General features: G+C 60.8%; 24 protein-coding genes and 2 rRNA genes (1 of these 26 running past the window's edge). 16 read left to right on the plus strand and 10 right to left on the minus strand.

Annotation, left to right across the window (positions count from 1 at the left end):
- Together I6L37_RS04685 and rrf are read left to right on the plus strand one after the other, a co-directional pair.
- A 23S ribosomal RNA gene (locus I6L37_RS04685) occupies positions 1-1298 on the plus strand; it begins 1591 nt to the left of the window's first position.
- Between the two features lie 107 nt (positions 1299-1405).
- Positions 1406-1520, plus strand: a 5S ribosomal RNA gene (gene rrf / locus I6L37_RS04690).
- 174 nt (positions 1521-1694) lie between these two features.
- On the opposite strand, the gene I6L37_RS04695 is transcribed toward rrf, so the two are convergent.
- Both I6L37_RS04695 and I6L37_RS04700 read right to left on the minus strand, forming a co-directional pair.
- Positions 1695-4268 carry a bifunctional acetate--CoA ligase family protein/GNAT family N-acetyltransferase gene (locus tag I6L37_RS04695; RefSeq protein ID WP_216993390.1) on the minus strand — a complete coding sequence of 858 codons (2574 nt, stop codon included), beginning with the start codon at positions 4266-4268 and terminating at the stop codon, positions 1695-1697.
- 73 nt (positions 4269-4341) lie between these two features.
- Positions 4342-4533 carry a hypothetical protein gene (locus tag I6L37_RS04700; RefSeq protein ID WP_026457435.1) on the minus strand — a complete coding sequence of 64 codons (192 nt, stop codon included), beginning with the start codon at positions 4531-4533 and terminating at the stop codon, positions 4342-4344.
- A 177-nt stretch (positions 4534-4710) separates the two neighbouring features.
- Between I6L37_RS04700 and I6L37_RS04705 the strand changes: the two genes are divergently transcribed.
- On the plus strand, positions 4711-5577 hold the full coding sequence (locus tag I6L37_RS04705) for a hypothetical protein (RefSeq protein ID WP_216993391.1): 867 nt from the start codon (positions 4711-4713) through the stop codon (positions 5575-5577).
- Here the strand turns inward: I6L37_RS04705 and ilvY are convergent.
- Positions 5559-6452 (minus strand): HTH-type transcriptional activator IlvY, encoded by an 894-nt coding sequence (gene ilvY, locus I6L37_RS04710; RefSeq protein WP_216993392.1) that lies wholly within the window; start codon positions 6450-6452, stop codon positions 5559-5561. The genes I6L37_RS04705 and ilvY overlap by 19 nt on opposite strands.
- Positions 6453-6678: 226 nt before the next feature.
- Between ilvY and ilvC the strand changes: the two genes are divergently transcribed.
- Positions 6679-8160 carry a ketol-acid reductoisomerase gene (ilvC, locus tag I6L37_RS04715; RefSeq protein WP_216993393.1) on the plus strand — a complete coding sequence of 494 codons (1482 nt, stop codon included), beginning with the start codon at positions 6679-6681 and terminating at the stop codon, positions 8158-8160.
- A 164-nt stretch (positions 8161-8324) separates the two neighbouring features.
- Here ilvC and pgi read toward each other — a convergent pair whose 3' ends face one another.
- The 5 genes from pgi to coaBC form a co-directional block, all read right to left on the minus strand.
- Positions 8325-9974, minus strand: a complete 1650-nt coding sequence (pgi, locus tag I6L37_RS04720) for a glucose-6-phosphate isomerase (protein WP_216993394.1) — start codon at positions 9972-9974, stop codon at positions 8325-8327.
- Positions 9975-10310: 336 nt separating this feature from the next.
- On the minus strand, positions 10311-11147 hold the full coding sequence (locus I6L37_RS04725) for a mechanosensitive ion channel domain-containing protein (RefSeq protein ID WP_042070663.1): 837 nt from the start codon (positions 11145-11147) through the stop codon (positions 10311-10313).
- A 157-nt stretch (positions 11148-11304) separates the two neighbouring features.
- Positions 11305-11901 carry a nucleoid occlusion factor SlmA gene (slmA, locus tag I6L37_RS04730; protein WP_042027216.1) on the minus strand — a complete coding sequence of 199 codons (597 nt, stop codon included), beginning with the start codon at positions 11899-11901 and terminating at the stop codon, positions 11305-11307.
- A 69-nt stretch (positions 11902-11970) separates the two neighbouring features.
- On the minus strand, positions 11971-12429 hold the full coding sequence (dut, locus tag I6L37_RS04735) for a dUTP diphosphatase (RefSeq protein WP_216993395.1): 459 nt from the start codon (positions 12427-12429) through the stop codon (positions 11971-11973).
- Positions 12430-12532: 103 nt separating this feature from the next.
- Entirely contained in the window at positions 12533-13735 is a 1203-nt protein-coding gene (gene coaBC, locus I6L37_RS04740; RefSeq protein ID WP_216993396.1) for a bifunctional phosphopantothenoylcysteine decarboxylase/phosphopantothenate--cysteine ligase CoaBC, read from the minus strand.
- A 148-nt stretch (positions 13736-13883) separates the two neighbouring features.
- Between coaBC and radC the strand changes: the two genes are divergently transcribed.
- From radC to I6L37_RS04770, 6 genes are all read left to right on the plus strand, one after another.
- Positions 13884-14558 carry a DNA repair protein RadC gene (gene radC / locus I6L37_RS04745; protein ID WP_042070659.1) on the plus strand — a complete coding sequence of 225 codons (675 nt, stop codon included), beginning with the start codon at positions 13884-13886 and terminating at the stop codon, positions 14556-14558.
- A 136-nt stretch (positions 14559-14694) separates the two neighbouring features.
- Positions 14695-14931: a 50S ribosomal protein L28 gene (gene rpmB / locus I6L37_RS04750; RefSeq protein WP_005307492.1), complete on the plus strand. Its 237-nt coding sequence runs from the start codon at positions 14695-14697 to the stop codon at positions 14929-14931.
- A gap of 11 nt (positions 14932-14942) precedes the next feature.
- On the plus strand, positions 14943-15110 hold the full coding sequence (gene rpmG, locus I6L37_RS04755) for a 50S ribosomal protein L33 (protein WP_005307500.1): 168 nt from the start codon (positions 14943-14945) through the stop codon (positions 15108-15110).
- Positions 15111-15200: 90 nt separating this feature from the next.
- Complete coding sequence (locus I6L37_RS04760) at positions 15201-15656, plus strand: hypothetical protein (RefSeq protein ID WP_026458337.1); 456 nt, start codon at positions 15201-15203, stop codon at positions 15654-15656.
- 23 nt (positions 15657-15679) lie between these two features.
- Complete coding sequence (mutM, locus tag I6L37_RS04765; RefSeq protein WP_201982767.1) at positions 15680-16492, plus strand: bifunctional DNA-formamidopyrimidine glycosylase/DNA-(apurinic or apyrimidinic site) lyase; 813 nt, start codon at positions 15680-15682, stop codon at positions 16490-16492.
- Positions 16493-16667: 175 nt separating this feature from the next.
- The gene (locus I6L37_RS04770; RefSeq protein ID WP_254203545.1) at positions 16668-17567 is read left to right on the plus strand and encodes a VirK/YbjX family protein; all 900 of its coding nucleotides are present in this window, start codon (positions 16668-16670) and stop codon (positions 17565-17567) included.
- Positions 17568-17615: 48 nt separating this feature from the next.
- Here I6L37_RS04770 and coaD read toward each other — a convergent pair whose 3' ends face one another.
- Complete coding sequence (gene coaD / locus I6L37_RS04775) at positions 17616-18098, minus strand: pantetheine-phosphate adenylyltransferase (protein WP_201942396.1); 483 nt, start codon at positions 18096-18098, stop codon at positions 17616-17618.
- 232 nt (positions 18099-18330) lie between these two features.
- On the opposite strand from coaD, the gene I6L37_RS04780 reads away from it, so the two are divergent.
- Positions 18331-19380 (plus strand): glycosyltransferase family 9 protein, encoded by a 1050-nt coding sequence (locus tag I6L37_RS04780; RefSeq protein ID WP_026457507.1) that lies wholly within the window; start codon positions 18331-18333, stop codon positions 19378-19380.
- A gap of 59 nt (positions 19381-19439) precedes the next feature.
- Here the strand turns inward: I6L37_RS04780 and I6L37_RS04785 are convergent, their stop codons facing one another.
- A complete protein-coding gene (locus I6L37_RS04785) occupies positions 19440-20216 on the minus strand; it encodes a glycosyltransferase family 2 protein (RefSeq protein ID WP_026457506.1) in 777 nt (258 codons plus the stop codon).
- A 240-nt stretch (positions 20217-20456) separates the two neighbouring features.
- Here I6L37_RS04785 and waaF point away from each other — a divergent pair, with 240 nt between their 5' ends.
- The 5 genes from waaF to I6L37_RS04805 all read left to right on the plus strand — a co-directional run bounded on the left by waaF (position 20457) and on the right by I6L37_RS04805 (position 24478).
- A complete protein-coding gene (waaF, locus tag I6L37_RS04790) occupies positions 20457-21491 on the plus strand; it encodes a lipopolysaccharide heptosyltransferase II (RefSeq protein WP_216993398.1) in 1035 nt (344 codons plus the stop codon).
- A gap of 1 nt (position 21492) precedes the next feature.
- Entirely contained in the window at positions 21493-22758 is a 1266-nt protein-coding gene (gene waaA / locus I6L37_RS04795; RefSeq protein WP_216993399.1) for a lipid IV(A) 3-deoxy-D-manno-octulosonic acid transferase, read from the plus strand.
- A gap of 72 nt (positions 22759-22830) precedes the next feature.
- The gene (locus I6L37_RS04800) at positions 22831-23811 is read left to right on the plus strand and encodes an MDR family oxidoreductase (RefSeq protein WP_216993400.1); all 981 of its coding nucleotides are present in this window, start codon (positions 22831-22833) and stop codon (positions 23809-23811) included.
- Positions 23812-23885: 74 nt separating this feature from the next.
- A complete protein-coding gene (locus I6L37_RS22170) occupies positions 23886-24008 on the plus strand; it encodes a hypothetical protein (protein ID WP_260391510.1) in 123 nt (40 codons plus the stop codon).
- A gap of 137 nt (positions 24009-24145) precedes the next feature.
- Positions 24146-24478: a DUF2799 domain-containing protein gene (locus I6L37_RS04805; RefSeq protein WP_026458168.1), complete on the plus strand. Its 333-nt coding sequence runs from the start codon at positions 24146-24148 to the stop codon at positions 24476-24478.
- The last annotated feature ends 9 nt before the right edge of the window (positions 24479-24487 follow it).

A 24487-nucleotide genomic window follows, 5' to 3' on the forward strand; every position in this document is an offset into this window, starting at 1 on the left:
CCAAACCGACACAGGTGGTCGGGTAGAGAATACCAAGGCGCTTGAGAGAACTCGGGTGAAGGAACTAGGCAAAATAGTACCGTAACTTCGGGAGAAGGTACGCTCTTGTTGGTGAAGTCCCTTGCGGATGGAGCTGACGGGAGTCGCAGTGACCAGATGGCTGGGACTGTTTATCAAAAACACAGCACTCTGCAAACACGAAAGTGGACGTATAGGGTGTGACACCTGCCCGGTGCCGGAAGGTTAATTGATGGGGTTAGCGCAAGCGAAGCTCTTGATCGAAGCCCCGGTAAACGGCGGCCGTAACTATAACGGTCCTAAGGTAGCGAAATTCCTTGTCGGGTAAGTTCCGACCTGCACGAATGGTGTAACCATGGCCATGCTGTCTCCACCCGAGACTCAGTGAAATCGAATTCGCCGTGAAGATGCGGTGTACCCGCGGCTAGACGGAAAGACCCCGTGAACCTTTACTACAGCTTGGCACTGAACATTGAACCTACATGTGTAGGATAGGTGGGAGGCTTTGAAGGCGTGACGCCAGTTGCGCTGGAGCCGTCCTTGAAATACCACCCTTGTATGTTTGATGTTCTAACGCAGGCCCCTGAATCGGGGTCGCGGACAGTGCCTGGTGGGTAGTTTGACTGGGGCGGTCTCCTCCCAAAGAGTAACGGAGGAGCACGAAGGTTGGCTAATCCTGGTCGGACATCAGGAGGTTAGTGCAATGGCATAAGCCAGCTTAACTGCGAGACGGACAGGTCGAGCAGGTACGAAAGTAGGTCATAGTGATCCGGTGGTTCTGAATGGAAGGGCCATCGCTCAACGGATAAAAGGTACTCCGGGGATAACAGGCTGATACCGCCCAAGAGTTCATATCGACGGCGGTGTTTGGCACCTCGATGTCGGCTCATCACATCCTGGGGCTGAAGTCGGTCCCAAGGGTATGGCTGTTCGCCATTTAAAGTGGTACGCGAGCTGGGTTCAGAACGTCGTGAGACAGTTCGGTCCCTATCTGCCGTGGGCGTTGGATGATTGAAGGGAGTTGCTCCTAGTACGAGAGGACCGGAGTGAACGAACCTCTGGTGTTCGGGTTGTCACGCCAGTGGCACTGCCCGGTAGCTAAGTTCGGAATCGATAACCGCTGAAAGCATCTAAGCGGGAAGCGAGCCCTGAGATGAGTCATCCCTGACCCCTTGAGGGTCCTAAAGGGCCGTTGGAGACCACAACGTTGATAGGCGGGGTGTGTAAGTGCAGCGATGCATTGAGCTAACCCGTACTAATTACCCGTGAGGCTTAACCATACAACACCCAAGAAGTGTTCTGGGCCTTGTAGCGAATGAGCGAACTACTAATTCAGTGATAGCGACCAGTCGTTATTCACGTCAGCTTTCCAAGATTGAAGAATTTGCCTGGCGGCCATAGCGCCGTGGAACCACCTGAACCCATGCCGAACTCAGAAGTGAAACGTGGTAGCGCCGATGGTAGTGTGGCATTCGCCATGCGAGAGTAGGACACTGCCAGGCACCCAACGCGAAAACCCCGCTCACTGAGCGGGGTTTTTTATTGCCTGAAATTCTGCTTCTTGCTCAATATTTGCCATTTTGGTTTCTTGTGAGTCCTTTTTTCGCTGTTTTCGTTTGTGTATTTCGCTCATTTCAAACGGTTAGTGTGGGATGGGGCTACACATGGGATGCCGTTTAATGGCCATGGCTGCAAGCAAGCACCATATTGACCACCCCCTCTTCCATGTGCAGTTCGACCTTGAATCCCAGGCGCTTGGCTAGATTGATCATGCCGCGATTGCTGGGCATGGTCATGCCTGATAGCTGTTCAATCCCCTGTTCTCTGGCGTAGCGAACAATCTTCTCCATCATCAGTTTACCGAGGCCAAGCCCTTTCAAATCGGAGCGTACCAGGATGGCAAATTCCGCATCACTGTGGTCCGGGGTGCTGATGGCGCGAACTACACCCAGGATCTGATCCTGAAAAACACCATCTTGGCCAACGGCCACAAAAGCCATCTCCCGGTCGTAATCTATCTGGGTCATCCGTGCCAGCTCTTCATGCCCCAGCTCTCCCACATCCGCGAAGAAGCGTTTGTACCTGTCTTCATCGGACACTTGCAGTACGAACTGCTTGTGGGCCGGTTCATCCTCCGGGCGGATCGGCCGCAGCAGTATATGGCTCTGATCCTTGAGCCAGGCCCCCTCTTCAAGCTCGGTAGGGTAGGGGCGGATGGCCAGCCGATTGGGTGGCGATGCGCTGGGATCGGCCAGGGTGATGCTGGCATCCAGCACCACCATTTCGCTGTCGCATGTCTGCAGTGGGTGGAGATCCAGCTCCTGGATGTCGGGAAAAGCCAGTATCAGCTCGGAGAGCTGACAGAGCACCTGGCTGAGCGCATCGATATTCAGCCGCACTGGCGTCGCTTGCTCACGGATCTTGCGGCTCTTCATGGCACCGATGATTTGGTAACGAGCCAACGCCTGATTCAGTGGCGGCAGGGCCGCAACCATCTCCTGGGGCTCGGCTCCTGATTCTCCCAGCAGGATGACGGGGCCAAACACTGCATCCTGCTGGATCCGCACCCGCAGCTCCAGGCCGCCGCTGCGGCGTGCCATCCGCTGCACCAGCAGGCCTTCGATGCGGGCGCCCGGGTCGTGCTGCCGAACCCTGTCCAGGATGGCGTCGGCGGCTTGGGCCACTTCCATCGAGGTGCGCAGGTTTAACATCACGCCATGTACGGCAGATTTGTGGAAGATGTCGGGTGAACGCAGCTTGACCGCGACCGGGTAGCCAATCTGCTCCGCCGTCAAGGTGGCTTCAATGGCATCAGTGACGATCCAGGTCGGCAGAGTCGAGAGGCCGGCCGCTTGCAATATGGGGTGGGCGAGATGGGTATCCAGCCTCGACTGGTTGCGCTCTCTGGCCTGGCGAAGCAGCTGTTGGCACAACTCGATATTGAGCTGGTTGCCTTGCAGGGAGGCGGGAGTTTCCATCAACTGCTTCTGGTTGCGACGATATTCCACCATATGCATGAAGGCGGCCATGGCGCTTTCGGGTGTGCGGTAGGTAGGAATGCCCGCCTCGGTGAACAGCCTGCGCCCCTCCTGCGCCGAATATTCCCCAGCCCAGTTGGTCAGGATATTGAACCGACGCGCTCTGGGATGCTGCTTGAGATGGGTGATGAGATGGCTTGCCAGCGGCGCGCTGGGGGCGGTCAGCGAAGGCGCATGGATGATCAGGATGGCGTCTATGCCCTCCTCTTGCAGCAAGTGGTCCAGCGCCTCCTGATAGGTGGTGATGGTTGCATCGCTGCCTATGTCCAGCGGAGGGAGGGCAAGTTTGCCTCCACGCTCCAGCAGCACATCCACCGCCATGTTGGCCAGGCCCCGGCCATTGGAGATGATGGCCAGTCGCTCCCCCTTGAGGGTCATCGAATGGCTCAGCGTCTCTACCGCCGCAAACAGCTCGTGGGTATCTCTAACTCGCAGCATGCCGGCGCGGCGAATGGCGGCATCATAGACGTTGTCGAGGCCATGGCTTGGGTTGTGGCGACCGCTTTTGAGTATCAGGATGGGCTTGTTGCGCGACGCGGCCCGGGCGGCGGAGAGAAAGTGGCGGGCATCGTGCAGCTTGTCCATATAGAGCAGGATGGCGCGGGTTGTGCTGTCGCGGGAGAGTTGATCCAGCAGCTGGCCGAAGTCTATGTCACAGTGATCGCCGAGGGAGATGAAGGCAGAGAAGCCAAGCTCATGTTGCTTGGCCCAGTCCAGTATGGTGGCGCTGACGGCGGCCGACTGGGAGAGAAAGGCGACCTGGCCTGGCTTGGCCGTGATGGGAGAGAAGCTGGCGTTGATCCCTTGCCCGGGCAGCAGCATGCCCATGCTGTTCGGTCCCAGCAGGCGGATGCCGTATTGCTGGCAGACCCGCTTCAGCTCCCGCCGCTCCTCATCGGAAAAGTCCCCTGCCAGTATGATGGCAGCCCCCGTGCCTTTCTGGCCGAGCGCTTCCAGCAGTGGCAGGACTCGTTCCCGCTTGGTGCAGATGATGGCGAGATCCGGCACCAGCGGCAGGCTGGCAACATCGGGATAGGCCAGCACGCCGGCGATGGCCTTGTCCTTGGGGGTGACGGGAAGTATGGGTCCCTTGAACTGCCCTGCCAGCAGGTGGCGGACGATCACATGACCCGCCTTGTGCGGGTCGGTAGAAGCGCCGATCACGGCAATTGAGTGAGGCTTGAACAGACGATCCAGACCGCTTGCTTTCATGGGCACTCCCGGCGAAAGGGGGAAGATACCAGTCTAATACCTCTTTGCAGCGGGTTCTGTGACCGGTTCCTGATCACTGTTTGCTCAGGGCATTGGCGCGCAGATAAAATCTCAGCTCGCCCTGCACCTGGCGGATTGCTCCCAGATGGCGATCCTGCAGATAGATATCCCGTTCCCTGTCCAGCAATGTATTCGGGACCCCCATGCTTTGCAGGTACTCCTCGAACAGGGTTGCCCCCTTTATCTCGACCAGATGCTGTTTCATGGCTCTTCTCCCTGAATAGTCGGTCCCTTGTCAGCAGCCCGAGTCTGCGGTTATCTGTCGGCTTTTCCTATTGTCATATTTGACACGTGACGGTTCACACATCTGTCACGCCAAACTCCCCTCGAAACAGTAGGGCGTTATAGTAATGGGAGGTGTATGGCATCCGGGTGTTAGAGCATGGTCAGGGCATGGCTACTGTGTATCACATTGATGACGACCAACCTTGTGGCAGCTGAACAGCCGATCCGTGTCTGGAATCAGTTGCTGCAGCATCCCAATCCCGCCGTTCCCGAGTTGCTGCGCCTCTCCCTCGAACTCACCATCCCCGAATATGGCCCCTATCGACTGATTGCCAGCGCACCCATGGAGCAGGGGCGTGTGGTCAAGGAGATGAGCGGTGACGGTTCGGTGCAAGTGGCCGTGTTTGCACCGGACAGCGAGCGGGAGCAGGATCTGCTGGCGGTGCATATCCCGCTGGCCAAGGGGCTGCTGGGATGGCGGGTCTGCCTGATCCGGCAGGGAGATGAGGGGCGCTTTGCCAATATCCAGTCCCTGGCACAATGGCAGCAATCCGGGTTGACCATTGGCCAGCACAGATTCTGGCCGGATACCGAGCTGCTCAAGGCGAATGGTCTGAAGGTGGTGGTGGGCAGCCTGTACGACGTATTGTTCAACATGTTGCGCAAGCGGCGCTTCGACTGCTTCCTGCGCTCCGTCATCGAAGTCGAGGACGAGCTCAAGGCGCACCCCTATCTGGCCATCGAGCAGCACCTGGTTTTTCGTTACCCGCTGGCCTTGCTGTTCTTCGTCTCGCCCAAATACCCTGAGCTCGCGCAGCGCATTGAGCTTGGGTTGCAGCGGGCGCGGCAGTCAGGTGCCTTTGAACAGGTATTCGAAGAGTCGTTTGGCAAGACGGTGCGTAATCTGAAGCTGGAGCAACGGACGCGCTTTGAACTGCATAACCCCGGATTGCCGCTGAGCAGCCGGCCCATGATGGCCGACTTAACCCTCATCTACAATCCGGATCAACGCAGCGCCCCCTGATTCTGTGCCGTGTCCCAGAAGGCGCGGATGAGGGGCTCCTCAAGCCGTTTGCGTGAAACCACTATGCCGACGTCGAATGGCTTGAGCGCCGGTTTGGGTTCGACGATGCGCACCTTCTCGCCCATTGGGCTGTGATCGATGACGGCGGCGGGTACCAGTCCTACACCGCAGCCGAGCGCCACCATGGCGACGATCCCCTCGTTGCCCACCACTTCGGCATAGATGTTGGGGGCTATCCCCTTGTTGCGAAACCACTGGTCACTGCGTTTGCGGGCTAGCCCCTGTTCCGAGAGGATAAGCGGCAGCCGCTCCCAGTCCGGTTCTCCCTGATGAAACCACTGGTTGAGTTGGGGGGCGTTGCGCGGAGCGATGAAGACCAGCGGGACCCGCTGCAGGCTGGCAAATTCCAGTTTGGCGGGCAGGGCATCCGGGCGGGCTGCGATGGCCAGATCGACCTCATCGGCCAGGATCTTGTCCACCGCCAGCGCCGGGTCGCCGGTTTCCAGCTTGATCTCCAGCTGGGGGTAGCGACGGCGAAAGCGCTCCAGTACCTCGGGCAGCAGAAAGTAGCTGGCGGTGACCGAGCAGAAGACTCGCAACCGCCCTTGCAGCGGTTCGTCGTTGCGTTTGAGCTCCTGCTTGAGCTGGCGCCACTCCTGCAGCAATCCACCACCAAACTCGCGCAGTTTCTCGCCGGCCAGGGTGAGGCGCACCGAGCGGTTATCCCGTTCGAACAAGACGCAGCCGGTCTCCTGCTCGAGGCGCTGGATGGCGCGGCTCAGGGTGGAGGGGCTGACCGCCATGGCATCGGCGCTCTTGCCGAAGTGGAGGGAGTCAGCGAGGTGGAGAAACAGCTCGAGGTTGCGAAGGTCCATCTTTTTTCTTCCTGCTGCGGCCTGGTGTGCCGAGTCAATCTGCCCGGGTCATCGCTTCCACCCATTCAGAAAAGAGGGGAAAACAGCCCGACATTGCGCAGACTCACATTTCAATTCCTGCAACGTACTGTTTCGAATATATCAGTTCAGGCAATATGTGTCCCGCGCTATAGTGGTTCAGACAACGCCGTCACCGGCATGGAATCAACCGAACGGAGCAATCACCATGGCTAACTATTTCAACACCTTGAACCTGCGTCAGCAGTTGGCCCAGCTGGGCAAGTGTCGTTTCATGCAGCGCGCGGAATTCGCCGACGGCTGCGACGTGCTGAAAGGCAAGAAGGTGGTGATTGTGGGCTGTGGTGCCCAGGGTCTGAACCAGGGCCTGAACATGCGCGATTCCGGACTGGATATCGCCTATGCCCTGCGCAAGGCCGCCATCACCGAGAAGCGCGCCTCCTGGCAGAAGGCCACCGACAACGGCTTTGCGGTCGGTACCTATGAAGAGCTGATCCCGACCGCCGATCTGGTGCTGAACCTGACGCCGGACAAGCAGCACTCCGACGTGGTCAAGACCGTGATGCCGCTGATGAAGCAGGGCGCTGCGCTGGGCTACTCCCACGGCTTCAACGTGGTGGAAGAGGGTCAGCAGATCCGCGCCGACATCACAGTCGTCATGGTAGCGCCGAAGTGCCCGGGTACTGAAGTGCGTGAAGAGTACAAGCGCGGCTTCGGCGTGCCGACCCTGATCGCCGTCCACCCGGAGAACGATCCCAAGGGTGAAGGCATGGCCATCGCCAAGGCGTGGGCCTCCGCCACCGGCGGCGACCGTGCCGGGGTGCTGGAGTCCTCCTTCGTGGCGGAAGTGAAATCCGACCTGATGGGCGAGCAGACCATCCTCTGTGGCATGCTGCAGGCCGGTTCCCTGCTCTGTTACGACAAGCTGGTTGCCGAGGGCACAGACCCGGCCTATGCCGGCAAGCTGATCCAGTTCGGCTGGGAAACCATCACCGAAGCCCTGAAGCAGGGTGGCATCAGCCTGATGATGGACAGACTCGCCAACCCGGCCAAGCTGCGCGCCTTCGAGCTCTCCGAGCAGCTCAAGACCCTGATGCGCCCGCTGTTCGAGAAGCACATGGATGACATTATCGCCGGCGAGTTCTCTCGCGGCATGATGGCCGACTGGGCCGAGGATGACATCAAGCTGCTGACCTGGCGCGAAGAGACCGGCAAGTCTGCCTTCGAGAATGCCCCAGCCTATGCTGGCAAGATCGCCGAGCAGGAGTACTTCGACAATGGTGTGGTGATGGTGGCCATGGTCAAGGCGGGTGTCGAGCTGGCGTTCGAGACCATGGTGGCCTCCGGTATCTACGAGGAGTCTGCCTACTACGAATCCCTGCACGAGCTGCCGCTGATCGCCAACACAGTTGCTCGCAAGCGTCTGTACGAGATGAACGTGGTCATCTCCGACACCGCCGAATATGGCAACTACCTGTTTGCCAACGCCGCCGTGCCGCTGCTGCGTGAACACTTCATGCCGACCCTGAAAGCGGGCGACCTGGGTGCCAGCCAAGCCGAGAGCCAGAGCGTGGACAACCAGGTGCTGCTGGCGGCCAACGAGGCGACCCGCAACCACCCGATCGAGAAGATCGGTCAGGTACTGCGTGGCTACATGAAGGACATGAAGCGCATCGCTGTCGGCGGTTAAGCCTGCATCGGGCTGGATGATGAAGGGGCGGGGATGACGATCCCCGTTACTGCCCGGCTTGGACACCTGGCCAGTCCTCCGGATCATGCAAGCAGACCGATTGATAGCCATAAAAAAGCCCCGCTCATCGAGCGGGGCTTTTGCATTCAGGTCAGCCGGGAAAATCAGGCCTTCCAGGCTTTCCAGGTGTTGATCAGGCCGTTGGTGGAGCAGTCGTGGCTGGTGACAGCCTCGTCGGTGCCCAGCTCCGGCAGGATCTTGTTGGCCAGCTGTTTGCCCAGCTCCACGCCCCACTGGTCGAAGCTGAAGATGTTCCAGATTGCGCCCTGTACGAAGATTTTGTGCTCGTACATGGCGATCAGGGCACCCAGGGTTTTCGGGGTCAGGCTCTTGAACAGGATGCTGTTGGTCGGGCGGTTGCCTTCGAACACCTTGAATGGCACCAGATGCTTGACCTGCTCCAGCGTCTTGCCGGCGGCCAGGAATTCGGCCTCCACGGCTTCCTTGCTCTTGCCGAAGGCCAGGGCCTCGGTCTGGGCGAAGAAGTTGGCCAGCAGTTTCGGATGGTGATCACCGATGGGGTTGTGGCTGATGGCTGGTGCCAGGAAGTCACAGGGGATCATCTTGGTGCCCTGGTGGATCAGCTGGTAGAAGGCGTGCTGGCCGTTGGTGCCCGGCTCACCCCAGATGATGGGACCGGTCTGGTAGTCGACCTTGTTGCCGTTGCGGTCCACGTATTTGCCGTTGGACTCCATGTTGCCCTGCTGGAAGTAGGCGGGGAAACGGTGCATGTACTGGTCGTACGGCAGAATGGCTTCGGACTCGGCACCATGGAAGTTGTTGTACCACAGGCCAATCAGCGCCAGCAGCACCGGCACGTTCTGCTCATAGGAGGCTGTGGCGAAGTGCATGTCCATCTCGAAGGCGCCTTGCAGCAGAGCTTCGAAGTTCTCGAAACCGACAGACAGGGCGATAGGCATGCCGATGGCGGACCAGGAGGAGTAACGGCCGCCGACCCAGTCCCAGAACTCAAACATGTTGGCGGTGTCGATACCGAACTCGGCCACGGCCTTACCGTTGGTGGAGAGGGCTGCGAAGTGCTTGGCAACGTGGGCCTTGTCACCGGCATGCCCCAGGAACCAGTCGCGGGCGCTCAGTGCGTTGGTCATGGTCTCCTGAGTGGTGAAGGTCTTGGAGGCCACCAGGAACAAGGTGGTTTCCGGATCGATCTTCTTCAGGGTCTCGGCGATGTGGGTGCCGTCGACGTTGGAGACAAAGTGCATCTCCAGGTGATTCTTGTAGGGGCGCAGGGCTTCGGTGATCATGACGGGACCGAGATCGGAACCGCCGATGCCGATGTTGACCACATGCTGGATCGGCTTGCCGGTGTAACCTTTCCACTCGCCGGAGATGACCTTCTCGCAGAAGCCCTTCATCTTGGCCAGTACGGCGTTCACTTCCGGCATCACGTCCTTGCCGTCCACCTCGACCGGGCGGTCGGAGCGGTTGCGCAGGGCCACGTGCAGCACGGCGCGCCCTTCGGTCATGTTGATCTTCTCGCCGTTGAACATGGCGTCGATGGCGCTGCGCAGATCGGTCTCTTTGGCCAAATCAATCAGTAACTTGAGGGTTTCTTCGGTGATCAGGTTCTTGGAGTAATCCACCAGGATGTCGCCGCCGAAAGTGAGGGAGAACTTGTCAAAGCGCTTCGGGTCCTGCGCGAACAGATCCTTGAGACGAGTCTCTTTGTTAGCTGCAAAATGGGCTTCCAGTGCCTGCCAGGCCTGGGTTTGGGTTGGATTGATGTTTTTCATAGGATTCCTGAAATGCCAAGTTGTGTTTGAACCTTGCAGGCAAGGCCCCGCCAAACCTTATTATCCGAGCATTATAGCGAGCCGGCTGGCCGGCTCATGTAACAGAGTTTTACCGATTGTCTTTTACAACCTTGGGTCACTGGGGGAGTGTACACCCTGAAAGTCGGGATTATGAGTCACGAAAGCAAGCAGGATCTTGCGCTTGCTCATGAATGGGACCAACCCGTGAATGTGAAATGGTTTTCATATCGCCGTGCGGGTTGTGTGCGGTCGGGGCCCCCAAAAAACGACAATGCCAGCCCGAAGGCTGGCATTGTGAGCAAGGGGATGGATTCATCACTCCCCGGCTTTGGCGGTGTGCATGACCATCTGCGGGAAGGGGATCTCGATACCCTCGGCATCGAAGGTCAGCTTCACCTTCTCGTGGAAGTCGAACCAGACACCCCAGTAATCACCGGTTTTCACCCAGGGGCGCACCACGATATTGACCGAGGAGTCGGCCAGCGCGGCGACGGCGATGGTAGCGGCCGGATCTTTCAGGATGCGCGGCTCTTCGTTCACCAGACGCTCAAGGATCTGCTTGGCCTTGCGCAGGTCGGAGCCGTAGCCGATGCCGAAGGTCATGTCGACGCGACGGGTATCCATGCGCGAGTAGTTAACTATGGTGCCGTTGAGAATGGCGGAGTTCGGTACCACGACCATCTTGTTGTCGCCTGAGGTGAGGGTGGTGGTGAACAGTTGCACGGACTGCACGACGCCCGCAGTGCCAGCCACTTCGATGAACTCGCCCGCCTTGATAGGGCGGAAGATGATGAGCAGGAAGCCGGCGGCGAAGTTGGACAGCGACCCCTGCAGTGCCAGACCGATGGCCAGACCGGCGGCACCAATGATGGCCACGAAGGAGGCGGTCTGTACCCCGACCCGACCCAGTGCCGCGATCACCACGAACACCAGGATGGCGTATTTGAGGATGCTGCCGACGAACTCGGTGATGGTGGCATCGAGCTTGCGGCTTTTCATCACCTTGACCACGCCACCACTGATCAGGTTGGCGGCGATATAGCCCACCAGCAGGGTCAGCAGGGCGGCGGCGATGTTGACGGCATACTCGATCAGCAGGCCCTGGTTGTTGACCAGCCAGGTCTGTGCTTCGGTGATGATTTCGGGTTCCATAAGAGGTCCTGTCAGATACTAAAGATTGATAACGGATGAATCTAACATTGCAGTGCGACAGACTGGGTCGCATCTGGTGCTTATTTTCTACCGTAAAAAGTTGCCACAAAAAGGAAGGGAGGCCAAGGCCTCCCTTCTCATATGAGTTCTTGCGGGCTCAGCTTTGCAGCAGCTGGCTGCGGATAAATTGCCACTGATCTTCGAACCCGGCGGTCGGTTTGATCTTGAACTCGGAACGAACAAACTGGCTGATCCGTCCCTCGGTGTAGGCCAGCAACAGATTGGCCAGCATGGTCTCGTCGAGCTGGAAGCCCTGGCCTTCCCGCAGCCGTTTTTCCCGCAGTACCTGCTTGATCTGGGTCTCCAGCTTGTCAAACAGGATGCTGATGCGATCCCGCAGCCGGTCGTGTTCACCCAGCAGGGCATCGCCATTGAGGATGCGGGTGATGCCCGGGTTGCGCTCGGCGAAGACCAGCAGCAGCTGCAGGATGTGGTGGCAGCGGGCCATGGTGTCTTTCTCTTCCGTCATGATGAGATTGACCCGTGACAGCAGGGAATCCTCGATAAAGTCGATCAGCCCCTCGAACATCCTCGCCTTGCTGGGAAAATGTCGATAGAGGGCGGCCTCAGAGACACCGACCTCGGCTGCCAGGCGAGCCGTGGTGATACGCTGACCCGGACTGGTTTCCAGCATGTGGGCGAGCGCTTGCAGGATCTGATCGCGCCGACTCTGTTTCTGATTACTGCTTGCCATGGATTCCCCTAAAAAAACAATGGCTTGATTCTGTTATTAGGCATCGCCCCAAGGGGCTGTGTGGTCTTGTTATTGGCGACCAGAGGAACCAAAACCGCCTTCACCCCGTTCGCTCTGGTTAAACTCACTGACCAGTTGGAAGCTGGTCTGAACTACCGGCATGATCACCAGCTGGGCGATGCGTTCGCCGGGTTGCATGGTGAAGCTCTCCTTGCCACGGTTCCAGACCGAGACCATCAGCTGGCCCTGATAGTCGGAATCGATGAGACCCACCAGGTTGCCCAGCACGATGCCGTGTTTGTGGCCGAGGCCGGAGCGGGGCAGGATGGTGGCACACAGACCGGGATCCTGGATGTGAATGGCCAGACCGGTCGGCACCAGGGTGGTATCACCGGGGGCCAGGGTCAGCGGCGCATCCAGCAGGGCACGCAGATCCATGCCGGCAGAGCCCGGAGTGGCGTAGGCAGGCAGCGGGTACTCGGTGCCGATACGGGCATCCAGGATTTTCAGTTCAATTTGTGTAGTCATGAATCGTTTTTTCAATTGGATCTTGTGTGGGCACCCCGTCTCTGCACTGCAAGGCGGGGTGTCATGAGTCTTGTGTTATCGGGAGCCCATGGCGACCCGGCGCTCAGCGCCGGTAGTGGCGCGCAATCAGGGCGACGAGATGACGGGCCAGCGTCAGCTTGTCGGCCAGTGGCAGCGGAGCATGACCCCCTTGCCAGAATACGGTCAGGGCGTTGTCATCGGCATTGAAGCCTTGCCCTTCGCGAGACACGTCGTTGGCGGCGATCATGTCCAGCCGTTTGCGTCGCAATTTGTCGAGGGCGTATTGTTCCACATCCACGGTTTCGGCGGCAAATCCCACCGTAAACGGCTTGTCTGGTAGCGCCCCTACGGCGGCGATGATGTCGGGATTCTTGACCAGGGTCAGCGCCATCTGGTCGTTGTCGCCAGTTTTCTTGATCTTCTGGCTGGCCACCTGCTCGGGGCGATAGTCGGCCACGGCGGCGCACCCGATGAAGAGATCGCACTCGCCAACCCGGCTCATCACCGCCTCATGCATCTGCAGGGCGCTCTCCACATCGATGCGCTCCACCCCACTCGGGGTCGCCAGCGCCACCGGACCGCTCACCAGGGTCACCTCGGCCCCCGCCTCGCGGGCGGCGCGGGCGATGGCGTAACCCATCTTGCCGGAACTGTGGTTGCTGATGTAGCGCACCGGATCGAGCGCCTCGCGGGTCGGCCCCGCCGTCAGTAGCAGCTTGACCCCTGCCAGCAGTGGCTCGCCGGCCAGTTGCTGGCAGCAACGTTCCACCAGTTCGAGAGGATCCAGCATCCGGCCAGGACCCACGTCACCGCAGGCCTGGCTGCCCGAATCCGGTCCCCATAGCAGGATGCCACGGCTGGCCAGGGTCTTGAGGTTGGCCTGGGTGGCGGCATTGAGATACATCTGCTGGTTCATGGCCGGGGCCAGCGCCACGGTAGCCGGAGTCGCCAGGCAGAGGGTGGTGAGCAGCTCGTCGGCCATGCCGGCCGCCATGCGGGCCATCAGGTTGGCGCTGGCGGGAGCGATCAGTACCAGATCGGCCCACTTGGCCAGCTCGATGTGGCCCATGCCGGCCTCGGCGGCCGGATCCAGCAGGCTGTCGGCCACCGAGTGGCCGGAAACGGCCTGCAGGGTCAGCGGGGTGATGAACTCCTTGGCGGAGCGAGTCATCACCACCCGAACCTCGGCGCCCTGATCTTTCAGGCGGCGCACCAGCTCGGCACTCTTGTAGGCGGCGATGCCGCCGCTGACACCCAACAGGATGCGTTTATCGGCCAATCTCATCTGCTGTATCTCTATCCGGCTCATTCTGACTGGTCGGCTAAGATACCACAGGCTGGGAGTGACGACAGAGATTGACTTGGGGGAGTTGTGGCCGAGCTCCCGCGATTTTTTGCTATGTTTTTTCTCAACAAGGACGAGGGAGAGACAAATGAGCATCAAAGAGTGGCCGGAGGATGAGCGACCGAGGGAGAAGCTGTTGCGCCAGGGGCCTGCGGCGCTCTCCGATGCCGAGCTACTGGCCATCTTCCTGCGCACCGGCGTCAACGGCCTGAGCGCTGTGGATCTCTCCCGCCAGCTGCTCAGCCAGTTCGGTTCGTTGCGTACCCTGTTGGGGGCTGACCAGCGTGCTTTCTGTGATGCCCATGGCCTGGGGCCGGCCAAATACGCCCAACTACAGGCGGTATTGGAGATGGCCCGGCGCCATCTGGCGGAGCGGTTGCAACGGGGCGAGGCGCTGACTTCTCCCCAGCTGACCCGGGACTATCTGCAGGCCCAGTTGCGGGATCGGCCGCGTGAGGTGTTTGCGCTGTTATTGCTCGATAATCAGCACAGGGTCATCCAATTTGTCGAACTTTTCTACGGCACCATCGATGCGGCGAGCGTCTGGCCCAGAGAAATCGTGCAGATCGCGCTCAAACATAATGCAGCCGCTGTGATTCTGGCGCATAATCACCCGTCCGGCGTCGCCGAGCCCAGTAGGGCCGACCGCCAGATCACGGATCGGATCACGGCCGCCTTGGCCCTGATCGATATCAGAGTGCTGGATCACTTGGTGATCGGTGATGGCATCACGGTTTCTTTTGCCGAGCGCGGTTGGTTATAACTGTGCTCTGGCGCCGTATTAGTTGATCTTTGATCACGGATGCTGTATAAAATGCCGCCTTCTGTTTGCCCCGCAATCGAAGGCCAGCGGGGCAGATATTTGCTCGAGCAATGAAGTAAGATTTGGAGAGACTGACATGTCTAGAGTATGCCAAGTAACCGGCAAGCGCCCGGCAGTTGGTAACAACCGTTCGCACGCTAACAACGCTACCAAGCGTCGTTTCCTGCCGAACCTGCACACTCACCGTTTCTGGGTTGAGAGTGAAAAACGCTTCGTAAGCCTGCGCGTATCCGCAAAAGGCATGCGTATCATCGACAAGCGTGGCGTTGAAGTGGTTCTGGCTGAACTGCGCGCCAGCGGTGTTAAGGTATAAGGAATTAGATCATGGCTAAAGGTATTCGCGAGAAAATTCGCCTGAACTCCAGCGCCGGTACTGGTCACTTCTATACCACTACCAAAAACAAGCGCACCATGCCCGAAAAAATGGAGATCAAAAAGTTTGATCCCGTTGTTCGTCAGCATGTGATCTACAAAGAAGGCAAAATCAAGTAATTACTTGAATTTGTCTCAAAAACCCGGCCTAGTGCCGGGTTTTTTTATGGGCCGAATTCAGTACACTGCCGGTTCGAAGGGAGGCTTGCCATGTTCAAACTGAGCCGTAAAGGCTGGAATAACGTGATCATAGTGGCGGTGTTGATCGTGATCACCCTGCTGCACCGGTTGGAGATTGCCCAACAGGAAAACAGCGCCAAGCGGGCGCGTCCCCTGTTGCCGGCGGATGCCGTGGTACTCACCTGGCAGGGGCCGAGCTGGCAGATTGAGCGGGTCGGTCAGGGCTGGCGCAGCGTGCCGGACCTGGGGCTGGACAGCGCCCAGCTGGCAGCCCGCATCGACAGTTGGCAGAGCTGGTCGCTGCCCCCCGGCGAGGCGGTACGCGGTGCTCCCGTCACCCTCAAGGTATGGATCGCCGGCCAGAGCGATCCGCTGGCATTCGGCCTCTACCAGAACAATGGCCAGTACGCGGCCCAACTGCCATCAGGCAGCTGGCTCACGCTGAGTGCCGAGCAGTATCGCGGCCTGCTGCGTCCCGCCCCCTGATCCCTGTTGCTTGCGAGGTTGTCATGCCTGAATTGCCAGAAGTCGAAGTCAGCCGTCAGGGGATCTCCCCCTGGCTCACCGGCATCAAGGTCACCCGAGTGGTGGTGCGGGACGGTCGTCTGCGTTGGCCGGTGCCCGGCGAAATCCAGGAGCTGGTGGATCTCACCATCCATCGGGTGCGGCGTCGTGCCAAGTATCTGTTGCTGGAGACCGATTTTGGTACCGCCATTCTCCATCTGGGGATGTCCGGCAGCCTGCGGGTGCTGGAGATCGGTACGCCGGCCGAGAAACATGACCACGTGGATATCGAGCTCGAAAATGGCAAGCTGCTGCGGCTCAACGATCCGCGCCGCTTCGGTGCCCTGCTGTGGACCCGCGAGCCGGCCGAAGCGCACGCCCTGCTGGCCAAGCTGGGGCCGGAGCCGCTGACCGACGCCTTCAACGCCGATTACCTGCGGGAGCGGGCCAAGGGGCGCAGCACCGCCATCAAGCAGTTCCTGATGGATAACCAGGTGGTGGTCGGGGTTGGCAACATTTACGCCAACGAGGCGCTGTTTGCCGCCGGCATTCACCCCAAACGGGCGGCCGGCAACATCAGCGCCGAGCGGCTGACCACTCTGGTGGCCGAGATAAAGCGGGTGCTGGCCGAAGCCATTCGACAGGGGGGGACTACCCTCAAGGATTTCACCAGCGCGGACGGCAAGCCGGGCTATTTCGTGCAGAAGTTGCAGGTCTATGGCCGGGGTGGCCAGTCCTGTTACCATTGCCACACCCTGTTGAGCGAAATAAAAATGGGCCAGCGAACCACGGTATTCTGCTCCCATTGCCAGCGTTGAGGCTGTTTTTTCGGCGGATCCCGTTGAAGTTGTAAGAGAGTATTTCCCGTCTGTTGAAGCTGTGTGCAGCTGTCACTAGTATTCCGGCCGTTCAGGCGGTTAGAGATATAAAATGACAGTAAAATCAATAGACTGGGAATATTTATCCCGGCAGGAGCGCTATTGCGCAAAAAGGATGGCCCGTTACCTCTATCCGGAGGGATGTGCCCGCAAGACCTTCAACCGCGGCAAGTTCGTACTGCGCAGCCTGCTTTATCGCAAGTCGTTGCACCGGGTCTTCAGCCTGTTTCAGGCCGCCCCTCTCAAGGCGTTGCCCACCCGCTATCCCGAGTTGCTCGACAAGCCGATGCGACCCTATCGCTTCGCCTGTGCCCGCGCCCGCGAGCGGGTCGAGATGCTGGAGGATCACTATCGCCTGCTGCTGGCACGCTATCCAACTCTCATTGAGCCGCTCTATCTGGGGCAAGGGGTCGAGCTGGGGCGTTATCCCCAGAGCGATTGCAGCATCCTGCTGCGCCATGATGGTACCTTTCGCCGGGAGGCCGAGCTGGCACTCTCCATCGTCGATCCACAGGGGTTGCGTCTCTACAGTTGCGCCTTCTCGCTGGCGGGATCGGTTGCCCATCCCGAGCTGATGATAGGCTCCATGCAGGGGCCCGAGCCTGCAGTCGAGCAGGCTCAGGCGCGGGTGCGCGAGCTGACCAGGGAAGGACACGGCCTGCGACCCAAGTCACTGCTGGTCATGCTGGTGCTGCAACTGGCCCGGGCCATGGGGGGCGAGCGGGTGCTGGCGGTGCGCAAGCGGGCCCACGTCTTTCAGGCCAAACGCTACAGCCGCAAACAGAAGGGTAACTTGCTGGCCGATTATGATGAGCTGTGGCAGGAGTTTGGTGCCGAGGATGTGGATGCCAACTTCGTGGCCCTGCAGCCAGCGCTGCGCAAACCGCTGGAGGAGGTGGCGTCCAGGAAGCGCGCCATGTACCGGCGTCGTTACGAGTGGCTCGATCAGCTGCAGGATGTGATCGAGCGACAGTTTGCCGATATACCCCAAGGCCAGGCGAGCAAGGCGCCCTGATGAAACAGGCTACCCTCGGGTAGCCTGTTTGTTGCGAAGAACCCCTGCTCAGCGGCCCAGTTTGGTGGCGATGGCCTGGGCTACTACAGGGTCGACAAACTGGCGGATGTCGCCACCGTGCAGCGCCACCTCCTTTACTAGGGTAGAGGAGATGAAGGAGTTCTCTTCCGCTGGCGTGAGGAACACGCTTTCGAGCTCCGGCATCAGGCGGCGGTTCATGTTGGCCAGCTGGAATTCGTACTCGAAGTCGGAGACGGCGCGCAGGCCGCGGATCAGCACATTGGCCTGATGCTCTCTGGCGAAATCCACCAGCAGGCCGGAGAACCCCACCACCTTGACGTTGGGCAGGTGACGGGTCACTTGCTGAACCAGTTGGACACGTTCTGCCAGATCGAATAGCGGACGTTTGCTCGGGCTGTTGGCAACGCCGACCACGACTTCGTCAAACAGCTTGGCGGCGCGGCCGATCAGGTCGGCGTGGCCATTGGTCACGGGGTCGAAGGTCCCCGGATAAATTACCCTGGTAGTCATGTTTGCAGTCCTGCAACCTGGAAATTTGGTCGCATTATAGGGTCTGTTGAGGGCTTGCCGCGAGAGCGGTAGCGTCAGTTTGCCGCAGGAAGCGGCGCAAGATGCACAATTTGGTCGCTTAAATCGGGGCACGCTGGCGTCTTCACTTGAGAATAGCCCTGCATCAGGCAAGAATACCCGCATCGCGCATCAAGCCTCCTTGCATTGGTGACAGGGAGCAAAGGGATTTTTTATGAAACGTATTCTGGTCGTTCGCAATGACAAGATTGGTGACTTCATGCTGGCCTGGCCGAGTTTCGCCATGCTCAAGGAGTCCATGGAATGTCATGTGACTGCCCTGGTTCCCGCCTATACGGCGCCGCTGGCCCGGCTCTGTCCCTGGATTGACGAGGTGCTCATCGATCCGGGTGTCCGTGCCGACAAGGAGCAACAGCGCGCGCTGCTGGCGCGCATCAAGGCGGCCGCGTTCGATGCGTCCATCTGCCTCTTCTCCAACTCCCGCAACGCCATGCTGGTGTGGAAGGCGCACATCCCTTATCGCCTGGCGCCAGCCACCAAGCTGGCCCAGGTGCTCTACAACCAGCGCCTGATCCAGCGCCGCTCCCGCTCTCTCAAGCCCGAGTCTGAGTACAACCTGGAGCTGATCCGCCGCTTCCTGGCCGATCATCAGGTGGCGGTGGTAGAGCCCCATACCCCCTTCCTGCAGTTTGATGCATCGGCGCTGCGACAGGTGCGCGAACAGCTGGCCACCAGGCTGAAGCTGGATGCCAGCCGCCCCTGGCTGATGGTGCATGCCGGTAGCGGCGGCTCGGCCAACAACCTCTCCATCGAGCAGTATGCCCGCATCATCATCAAGCTGAACCAGGCCTGCCCCGAGCTGCAGTGTGTACTGACCGCCGGCCCCGGCGAGGAGAAGATGGCCGAGCAGCTGGCGGCCGAGCTGCTGGCCCACGGCGGCAACGGCTGGATCTACCGCTCCAGCGACGGGCTGCCGATGTTCTGTCAGGTGCTGGCCAACGCCGCCCTGTTTATCGCCGGCAGTACGGGCCCGCTACACATCGCCGGGGCGCTGGACGTGCCGACCATCGGCTTCTTCCCGATGCGCCGCTCCGCCACACCGCTGCGCTGGAAGCCGCTCAACAGTGAAGGGCGTCATCTCGCCTTCAGCCCGCCGGAGGACAGCGATCATCCGGAGGACATGAGCCAGCTCGATCCCAAGGCCATGGTGCCAGAAATGGCTCGCTGGGCCGCCCCCTTCTGGCGCGGCAACGACCCGCAGTAATGCAAACAGGGCCCCTCGGGGCCCTGTTTCGTATCCGGTGGCGAGTGCCGGAATGCCTGTTACTCCGGCTGCCCGGGTTGCTGGCGCACCCAGAGGTCGGCGTATTTGACGAAGGTGGAGTGGGCGGAGAGGATGGCCAGCAGCAGCCCCTGCTTGCCATCGAGGAAACCCGCCTTGAGCAGGTACATCTTGATGAAGCAGCCCAGCGCATGCACCAGCCCCTGGCTGAGAGAACCCTTCTTTCCGCGGGCGGTGCGCTGATCGGCCCAGGCCCGGGCGTAACCGGCGGATTTGACCAGATAGTGCTCCAGATCCCGATAGGTGAAGTGGAGCAGGTCGCCATGGAGGTTGACGATCTTCATGTTGGCGCGTACCTCCACCTTCTCGTGCACCAGTGCCTCGTTGTAGCCGGTGAGCGCCTTGGGATAGAGGCGCAGCACCCGATCCGGATACCAGCCGCTGTGGCGGATGAAGCGGCCAAATACCCAGGAGAGGCGCGGGATCGAGTAGATGGTGTCGCTGGCCGGGTTAGCCATGACGGCGGCGATGGCCTCTTTCAGCTCGGGGGTGAGTCGCTCGTCTGCATCCAGCCAGAGCACCCATTCGGATTGCACGTGCGACTGGGCCAACCGGCGCTGCTTGCCAAATCCCGGCCACACCTTGTTGACGAAGAAGCGGGCGCCGAATTCGGCGGCGATGGCCGGGGTGTCGTCCTGGCTGCCGGAATCCATGATGACGATCTCGTCCACCAGCCCGTCGAGGGAGGCGAGACACTTGCGCAGGTTGTCGGCTTCATTCTTGACGATCAGAACGGCGGCCAGAGTCGGTTTTTTCACTGATGAGGGCTCACGGTTGCTGCCCGGCTGGCGGGCCATGCTCAAATTGGCGCCCATTCTAGCCTAAAACGACGGGCGGGGCATGGTCGGGGCATCCGGCCCTAGGTGTGCTGAGTGGCGCTCGTTTTGAACCGTTCAGCGGGGCCACCGGGATCTTCTGTTATTTCTCCGACCATTCTTGGGGCATAATCTCGGCCAGTGATGATCAACAGCCGGGCCAGCCCCGAGAGAAGACGCGTGATGAAAATATTGGTGATCGGCCCCTCCTGGGTCGGCGACATGGTGATGTCCCAGAGCTTCTACAAGGCGATCAAGGCCAACCACCCGGAGTGCGAACTCCACGTGATGGCGCCCGCCTGGTGCTGCGCCCTGCTGGAGCGGATGCCCGAGGTGGACAAGGCGATAACCATGCCGCTCGGTCACGGCGACTTCAAGTTGCTGGCCCGCCGCCGCCTCGGCAAACAGCTGGCGGCCGAAAAGTACGATCAGGCCATCGTCCAGCCCAACTCCATGAAGTCTGCCCTGATCCCCTGGTTTGCCGGCATCCCGGTGCGAACCGGCTGGAAGGGGGAGCAGCGCTTCGGCCTGCTCAACGATCTGCGCAGCAACAAGTCCGCCTTCCCGCTGATGGTGGAGGGCTATCTGGCGCTGGCTTATCCCAAGGCGCAGATGAAGAGCCGGGCCGATATTCCGGCCATTCCCCATCCCGCGCTTCACGTCGATCTGGTCAATCAGGACAAGGCGCTGGCGCGGCTCGGGCTGGATCGGCGTCGCCCCGTGCTGGTGCTCTGCCCCGGCGCCGAGTTCGGCCCGGCCAAGCGCTGGCCGGAAGGGCACTACGCCGTGGTGGCCCAGCAGCACCTGGACGAGGGCTGGCAGGTGTGGATCTTCGGCTCGAACAAGGACGTGGCGGTAGCCAACACCATCCGGGATCGGGTCAACATGCTGACTCGCCCCAACTGCCACGTGCTGGCGGGCAAGACCAGCCTGCACGAGGCGATCGACCTGATGGCGCTGGCCGGTCGGGTCATCTCCAACGACTCCGGCCTGATGCACATCGCCGCCGCCCTCAACCGGCCGCTGGTGGGAGTCTATGGCTCCACTTCGCCGCTCTATACCCCGCCGCTGGCGGATCGGGTCGAGATAGTCCACACCGACATCGAATGCCGCCCCTGCTTCAAGCGCACCTGCAAGTTCGGCCACCTCAAATGCCTGATCGATCTGCCGCCGGAGCAGGTGATCGAGGCGTGCAACAAACTGGAGCAGAGCGAGTAAGATGCCCTATCGCCTGCTCTACAACCTGCTGATCCATCTGGGATTACCGCTGGCGCTGCTGGCGCTCTACAAGCCGAAGAAGGGCAAGCCCGGCTTTGGCAAACGCTGGGCCGAGCATCTGGGTCGGCTGCCCGCCACCAATCAGGAGGCGCCGCTCTGGATCCATGCGGTGAGCGTGGGGGAGACGTTGGCCATCACGCCACTCATTCGCGCCCTGAAAGCGGAGCGGCCCGATCTGCCGATCCTGCTCACCACCACCACCCGCACCGGCGCCGAACAGGCAGCCAAGCTCGGCGATCTGGTGGTACACCGCTATGCGCCCCTCGATTACCCCTGGGCGGTAGCGGCCTTTCTCGACACCTTCAAGCCCCGCGCGCTCTGGGTGATGGAGACCGAACTGTGGCCAAACTGGCTGGCGGCCTGCGAGAAACGCCATCTGCCGGTGACCATCATCAACGCCCGCCTCTCGGAGCGTTCCTGCCAGCGTTATGCCCGCTTTCAGGGAGCCTTTGATGCCCTCAGCCGGCCGCTGACCCGCTTGCTCTGCCAGCATCAGGACGACGCCGATCGCTTCGCCCGGCTCGGCATCGAACGCGATCGACTGGCGGTGACCGGCTCCATCAAGTTTGATATCCAGTTTGGTGATGAGGTGCAGGCCAGGGGCCGCGCCCTGCGTCAGCAACTGGGGGCGGAGCGGCCGGTCTGGATCGCCGCCAGCACCCATCAGGGGGAGGACGAGCAGGTGCTGGCTGCCTTCGACCTGGTACTGGCCAGTCACCCCGATGCCTTGCTTATCCTGGTGCCGCGCCACCCGGAGCGCTTCGATCGGGTGGCCGAGTTGTGCGCCTCTTATGGTTGTGTGCGCCGCACCAGCGCCGCCCCGGTCACCGCAACCGACAAGATTTATCTGGGTGATACCATGGGCGAGTTGCCGCTGATGCTGGCGGCGGCCGATCTGGCTTTCGTCGGCGGCAGTCTGGTGAAGGTGGGGGGCCACAACCTGCTGGAGCCGGCGGCGCTCGGCAAACCCTGCCTGACCGGTCCCGTCTACTTCAACTTTAGCGACATCACCCGCCAGCTGGTGGCACAGGGTGGCGCCGCCGTGGTGGCCGATGCGGCCGAGTTGGGGGAGAGGGTGAGTGCGCTGCTGGCCGACGAGAGCCGGCGTCGCGAGATGGGAGAGCAGGCCCGCGCCGTGGTGCTGTGCAATCAGGGGGCCCTGGCCCGCACCCTTTCCCGCTGTCTGGCTGATCTCGAAAGCCAGTAGGACGATTTACGGAGCGCCGTGGCAGATATGCGCTGCTGTGCTGATTTGATGCTTCATCTCGAGGAGAGACTCATGTTCAAGGCCCTGTTACTGGAAAACCAAGACGGCAAGACGGTTCCGACCCTCACCCGGCTGGCCGAGAGCCAGTTGCCGGAAGGCGAAGTACGGGTAGCGGTGAGCTACAGCTCCATCAACTACAAGGACGGGCTGGCCATCACTGGTAAGGGCAAGATTGTCCGCCAGTGGCCGCTGGTGCCGGGCATCGACTTCGCCGGTACCGTGCTCGAATCGGCCGACAGCCGCTATCAGCCCGGTGATCAGGTGGTGCTGACCGGCTGGGGCGTGGGTGAAGGACATTGGGGCGGCATGGCCGAGCAGGCGCGAGTCAAGGCGGACTGGCTGGTGCCGCTGCCGGCCGGACTGGATGCCCGTCAGGCCATGTGCATCGGTACCGCCGGCCTCACCGCCATGCTCTGCGTGCTGGCGCTGGAGGAGGCGGGGCTCACCCCGGAGAGCGGCGAGGTCCTGGTGACCGGCGCCGCCGGCGGGGTGGGGTCCACTGCGGTCGCGCTGCTGGCGGCAAAAGGCTACAAGGTAGCGGCCCTGACCGGTCGGCCCGAGGAGCAGGGTGAGATGCTGACTGCCCTGGGGGCCAGCCGCATCGTGCCGCGCAGCGAACTGCTGGAGCCTGCCAAGCCGCTGGAGAAGCAGCTGTGGGCCGGGGCAGTCGATACCGTCGGCAGTCAGGTGCTGGCCAAGCTGCTGGCCCAGATGAACTATGGCGGCGCCGTGGCGGCCTGCGGTCTGGCGGGGGGCTTCGATCTGCCTACCACCGTCATGCCCTTCATCCTGCGCAACGTGCGTCTGCAGGGAGTAGACTCCGTGATGTGCCCACTGGCGCGCCGTCAACAGGCGTGGCAGCGCCTGGCTCGGGATCTGCCCGCCAGCTTCTTCGAGCAGGCGGTGACCGAGATAGGGCTGGAGCAGGTGGTCGAGGCCGCCGAGGCCATCACGCAAGGCCAGGTCGCGGGTCGCACCCTGGTCAAGCTTTGATCTTTCCCTGACTGGCGAGCCCCATTTTTCTGGATAGACTTTGAGTGCGGGTGCACTATCCAAGGAGAATGAGCATGGGTGGACACAAGCCGGATTACGATCTCGATGATGAATGGGAGCCGGAATCCTGGGAAGACGAGCTGGAGCAATGGGAAGACGAAAGCTGGCAGGATGACGACGCTTTCGATGACCAGTGAACCACGATATGAAATGAACAGGCGGGCATTGAGCCCGCCTGATTTTTTTGTGCGGCTCACAGGAATGGGGGCGAAGGCTTGGTGAGGGGCAAGGCTCTGGCTAGAATGAACTGCTCAAACGACACTCAAGGATGATTATGCGACTCACCGTCATACTGGTTGCCGCCCTGCTGGGGGGCTGTGTCTCCAACGATGATCCCTGCGAAAAGGTGTGGAGCGAGGTGGGGGAGGCTGACGGCAAGCTGGGCTTCACCACCGAGCGGATCGAGTTCCATCGTGCCCAGTGTGGCGACAAGGTGGATGGCGAGCTGTGGCAGCAAGGGCATCAGAAAGGGTTGGCCTGGTATTGCCGCCCGGAGCATCTCTATCTGGCCGGGCGCTCCGGGGAGGAGTACCGCGGCGTCTGCCCCAACGACATGCAGGCGCGCAGGCTGTTCGAACAGGGGCGCCAGGGCTGGACCGATCAATAGGGCCTCGTC

Origin of the sequence: Aeromonas sp. FDAARGOS 1407 (genome assembly GCF_019048725.1) — a bacterium.
In the GTDB taxonomy this organism is placed as follows: domain Bacteria; phylum Pseudomonadota; class Gammaproteobacteria; order Enterobacterales; family Aeromonadaceae; genus Aeromonas; species Aeromonas enteropelogenes.

Coding starts and splice junctions, on each gene's coding strand:
- I6L37_RS04695 (WP_216993390.1), bottom strand. CDS start 4,268: ATGAAAGCAAGCGGTCTGGATCGTCTGTTCAAGCCTCACTCAATTGCC.
- I6L37_RS04700 (WP_026457435.1), bottom strand. CDS start 4,533: ATGAAACAGCATCTGGTCGAGATAAAGGGGGCAACCCTGTTCGAGGAG.
- I6L37_RS04705 (WP_216993391.1), top strand. CDS start 4,711: ATGGTCAGGGCATGGCTACTGTGTATCACATTGATGACGACCAACCTT.
- ilvY (WP_216993392.1), bottom strand. CDS start 6,452: ATGGACCTTCGCAACCTCGAGCTGTTTCTCCACCTCGCTGACTCCCTC.
- ilvC (WP_216993393.1), top strand. CDS start 6,679: ATGGCTAACTATTTCAACACCTTGAACCTGCGTCAGCAGTTGGCCCAG.
- pgi (WP_216993394.1), bottom strand. CDS start 9,974: ATGAAAAACATCAATCCAACCCAAACCCAGGCCTGGCAGGCACTGGAA.
- I6L37_RS04725 (WP_042070663.1), bottom strand. CDS start 11,147: ATGGAACCCGAAATCATCACCGAAGCACAGACCTGGCTGGTCAACAAC.
- slmA (WP_042027216.1), bottom strand. CDS start 11,901: ATGGCAAGCAGTAATCAGAAACAGAGTCGGCGCGATCAGATCCTGCAA.
- dut (WP_216993395.1), bottom strand. CDS start 12,429: ATGACTACACAAATTGAACTGAAAATCCTGGATGCCCGTATCGGCACC.
- coaBC (WP_216993396.1), bottom strand. CDS start 13,735: ATGAGATTGGCCGATAAACGCATCCTGTTGGGTGTCAGCGGCGGCATC.
- radC (WP_042070659.1), top strand. CDS start 13,884: ATGAGCATCAAAGAGTGGCCGGAGGATGAGCGACCGAGGGAGAAGCTG.
- rpmB (WP_005307492.1), top strand. CDS start 14,695: ATGTCTAGAGTATGCCAAGTAACCGGCAAGCGCCCGGCAGTTGGTAAC.
- rpmG (WP_005307500.1), top strand. CDS start 14,943: ATGGCTAAAGGTATTCGCGAGAAAATTCGCCTGAACTCCAGCGCCGGT.
- I6L37_RS04760 (WP_026458337.1), top strand. CDS start 15,201: ATGTTCAAACTGAGCCGTAAAGGCTGGAATAACGTGATCATAGTGGCG.
- mutM (WP_201982767.1), top strand. CDS start 15,680: ATGCCTGAATTGCCAGAAGTCGAAGTCAGCCGTCAGGGGATCTCCCCC.
- I6L37_RS04770 (WP_254203545.1), top strand. CDS start 16,668: ATGGCCCGTTACCTCTATCCGGAGGGATGTGCCCGCAAGACCTTCAAC.
- coaD (WP_201942396.1), bottom strand. CDS start 18,098: ATGACTACCAGGGTAATTTATCCGGGGACCTTCGACCCCGTGACCAAT.
- I6L37_RS04780 (WP_026457507.1), top strand. CDS start 18,331: ATGAAACGTATTCTGGTCGTTCGCAATGACAAGATTGGTGACTTCATG.
- waaF (WP_216993398.1), top strand. CDS start 20,457: ATGAAAATATTGGTGATCGGCCCCTCCTGGGTCGGCGACATGGTGATG.
- waaA (WP_216993399.1), top strand. CDS start 21,493: ATGCCCTATCGCCTGCTCTACAACCTGCTGATCCATCTGGGATTACCG.
- I6L37_RS04800 (WP_216993400.1), top strand. CDS start 22,831: ATGTTCAAGGCCCTGTTACTGGAAAACCAAGACGGCAAGACGGTTCCG.
- I6L37_RS22170 (WP_260391510.1), top strand. CDS start 23,886: ATGGGTGGACACAAGCCGGATTACGATCTCGATGATGAATGGGAGCCG.
- I6L37_RS04805 (WP_026458168.1), top strand. CDS start 24,146: ATGCGACTCACCGTCATACTGGTTGCCGCCCTGCTGGGGGGCTGTGTC.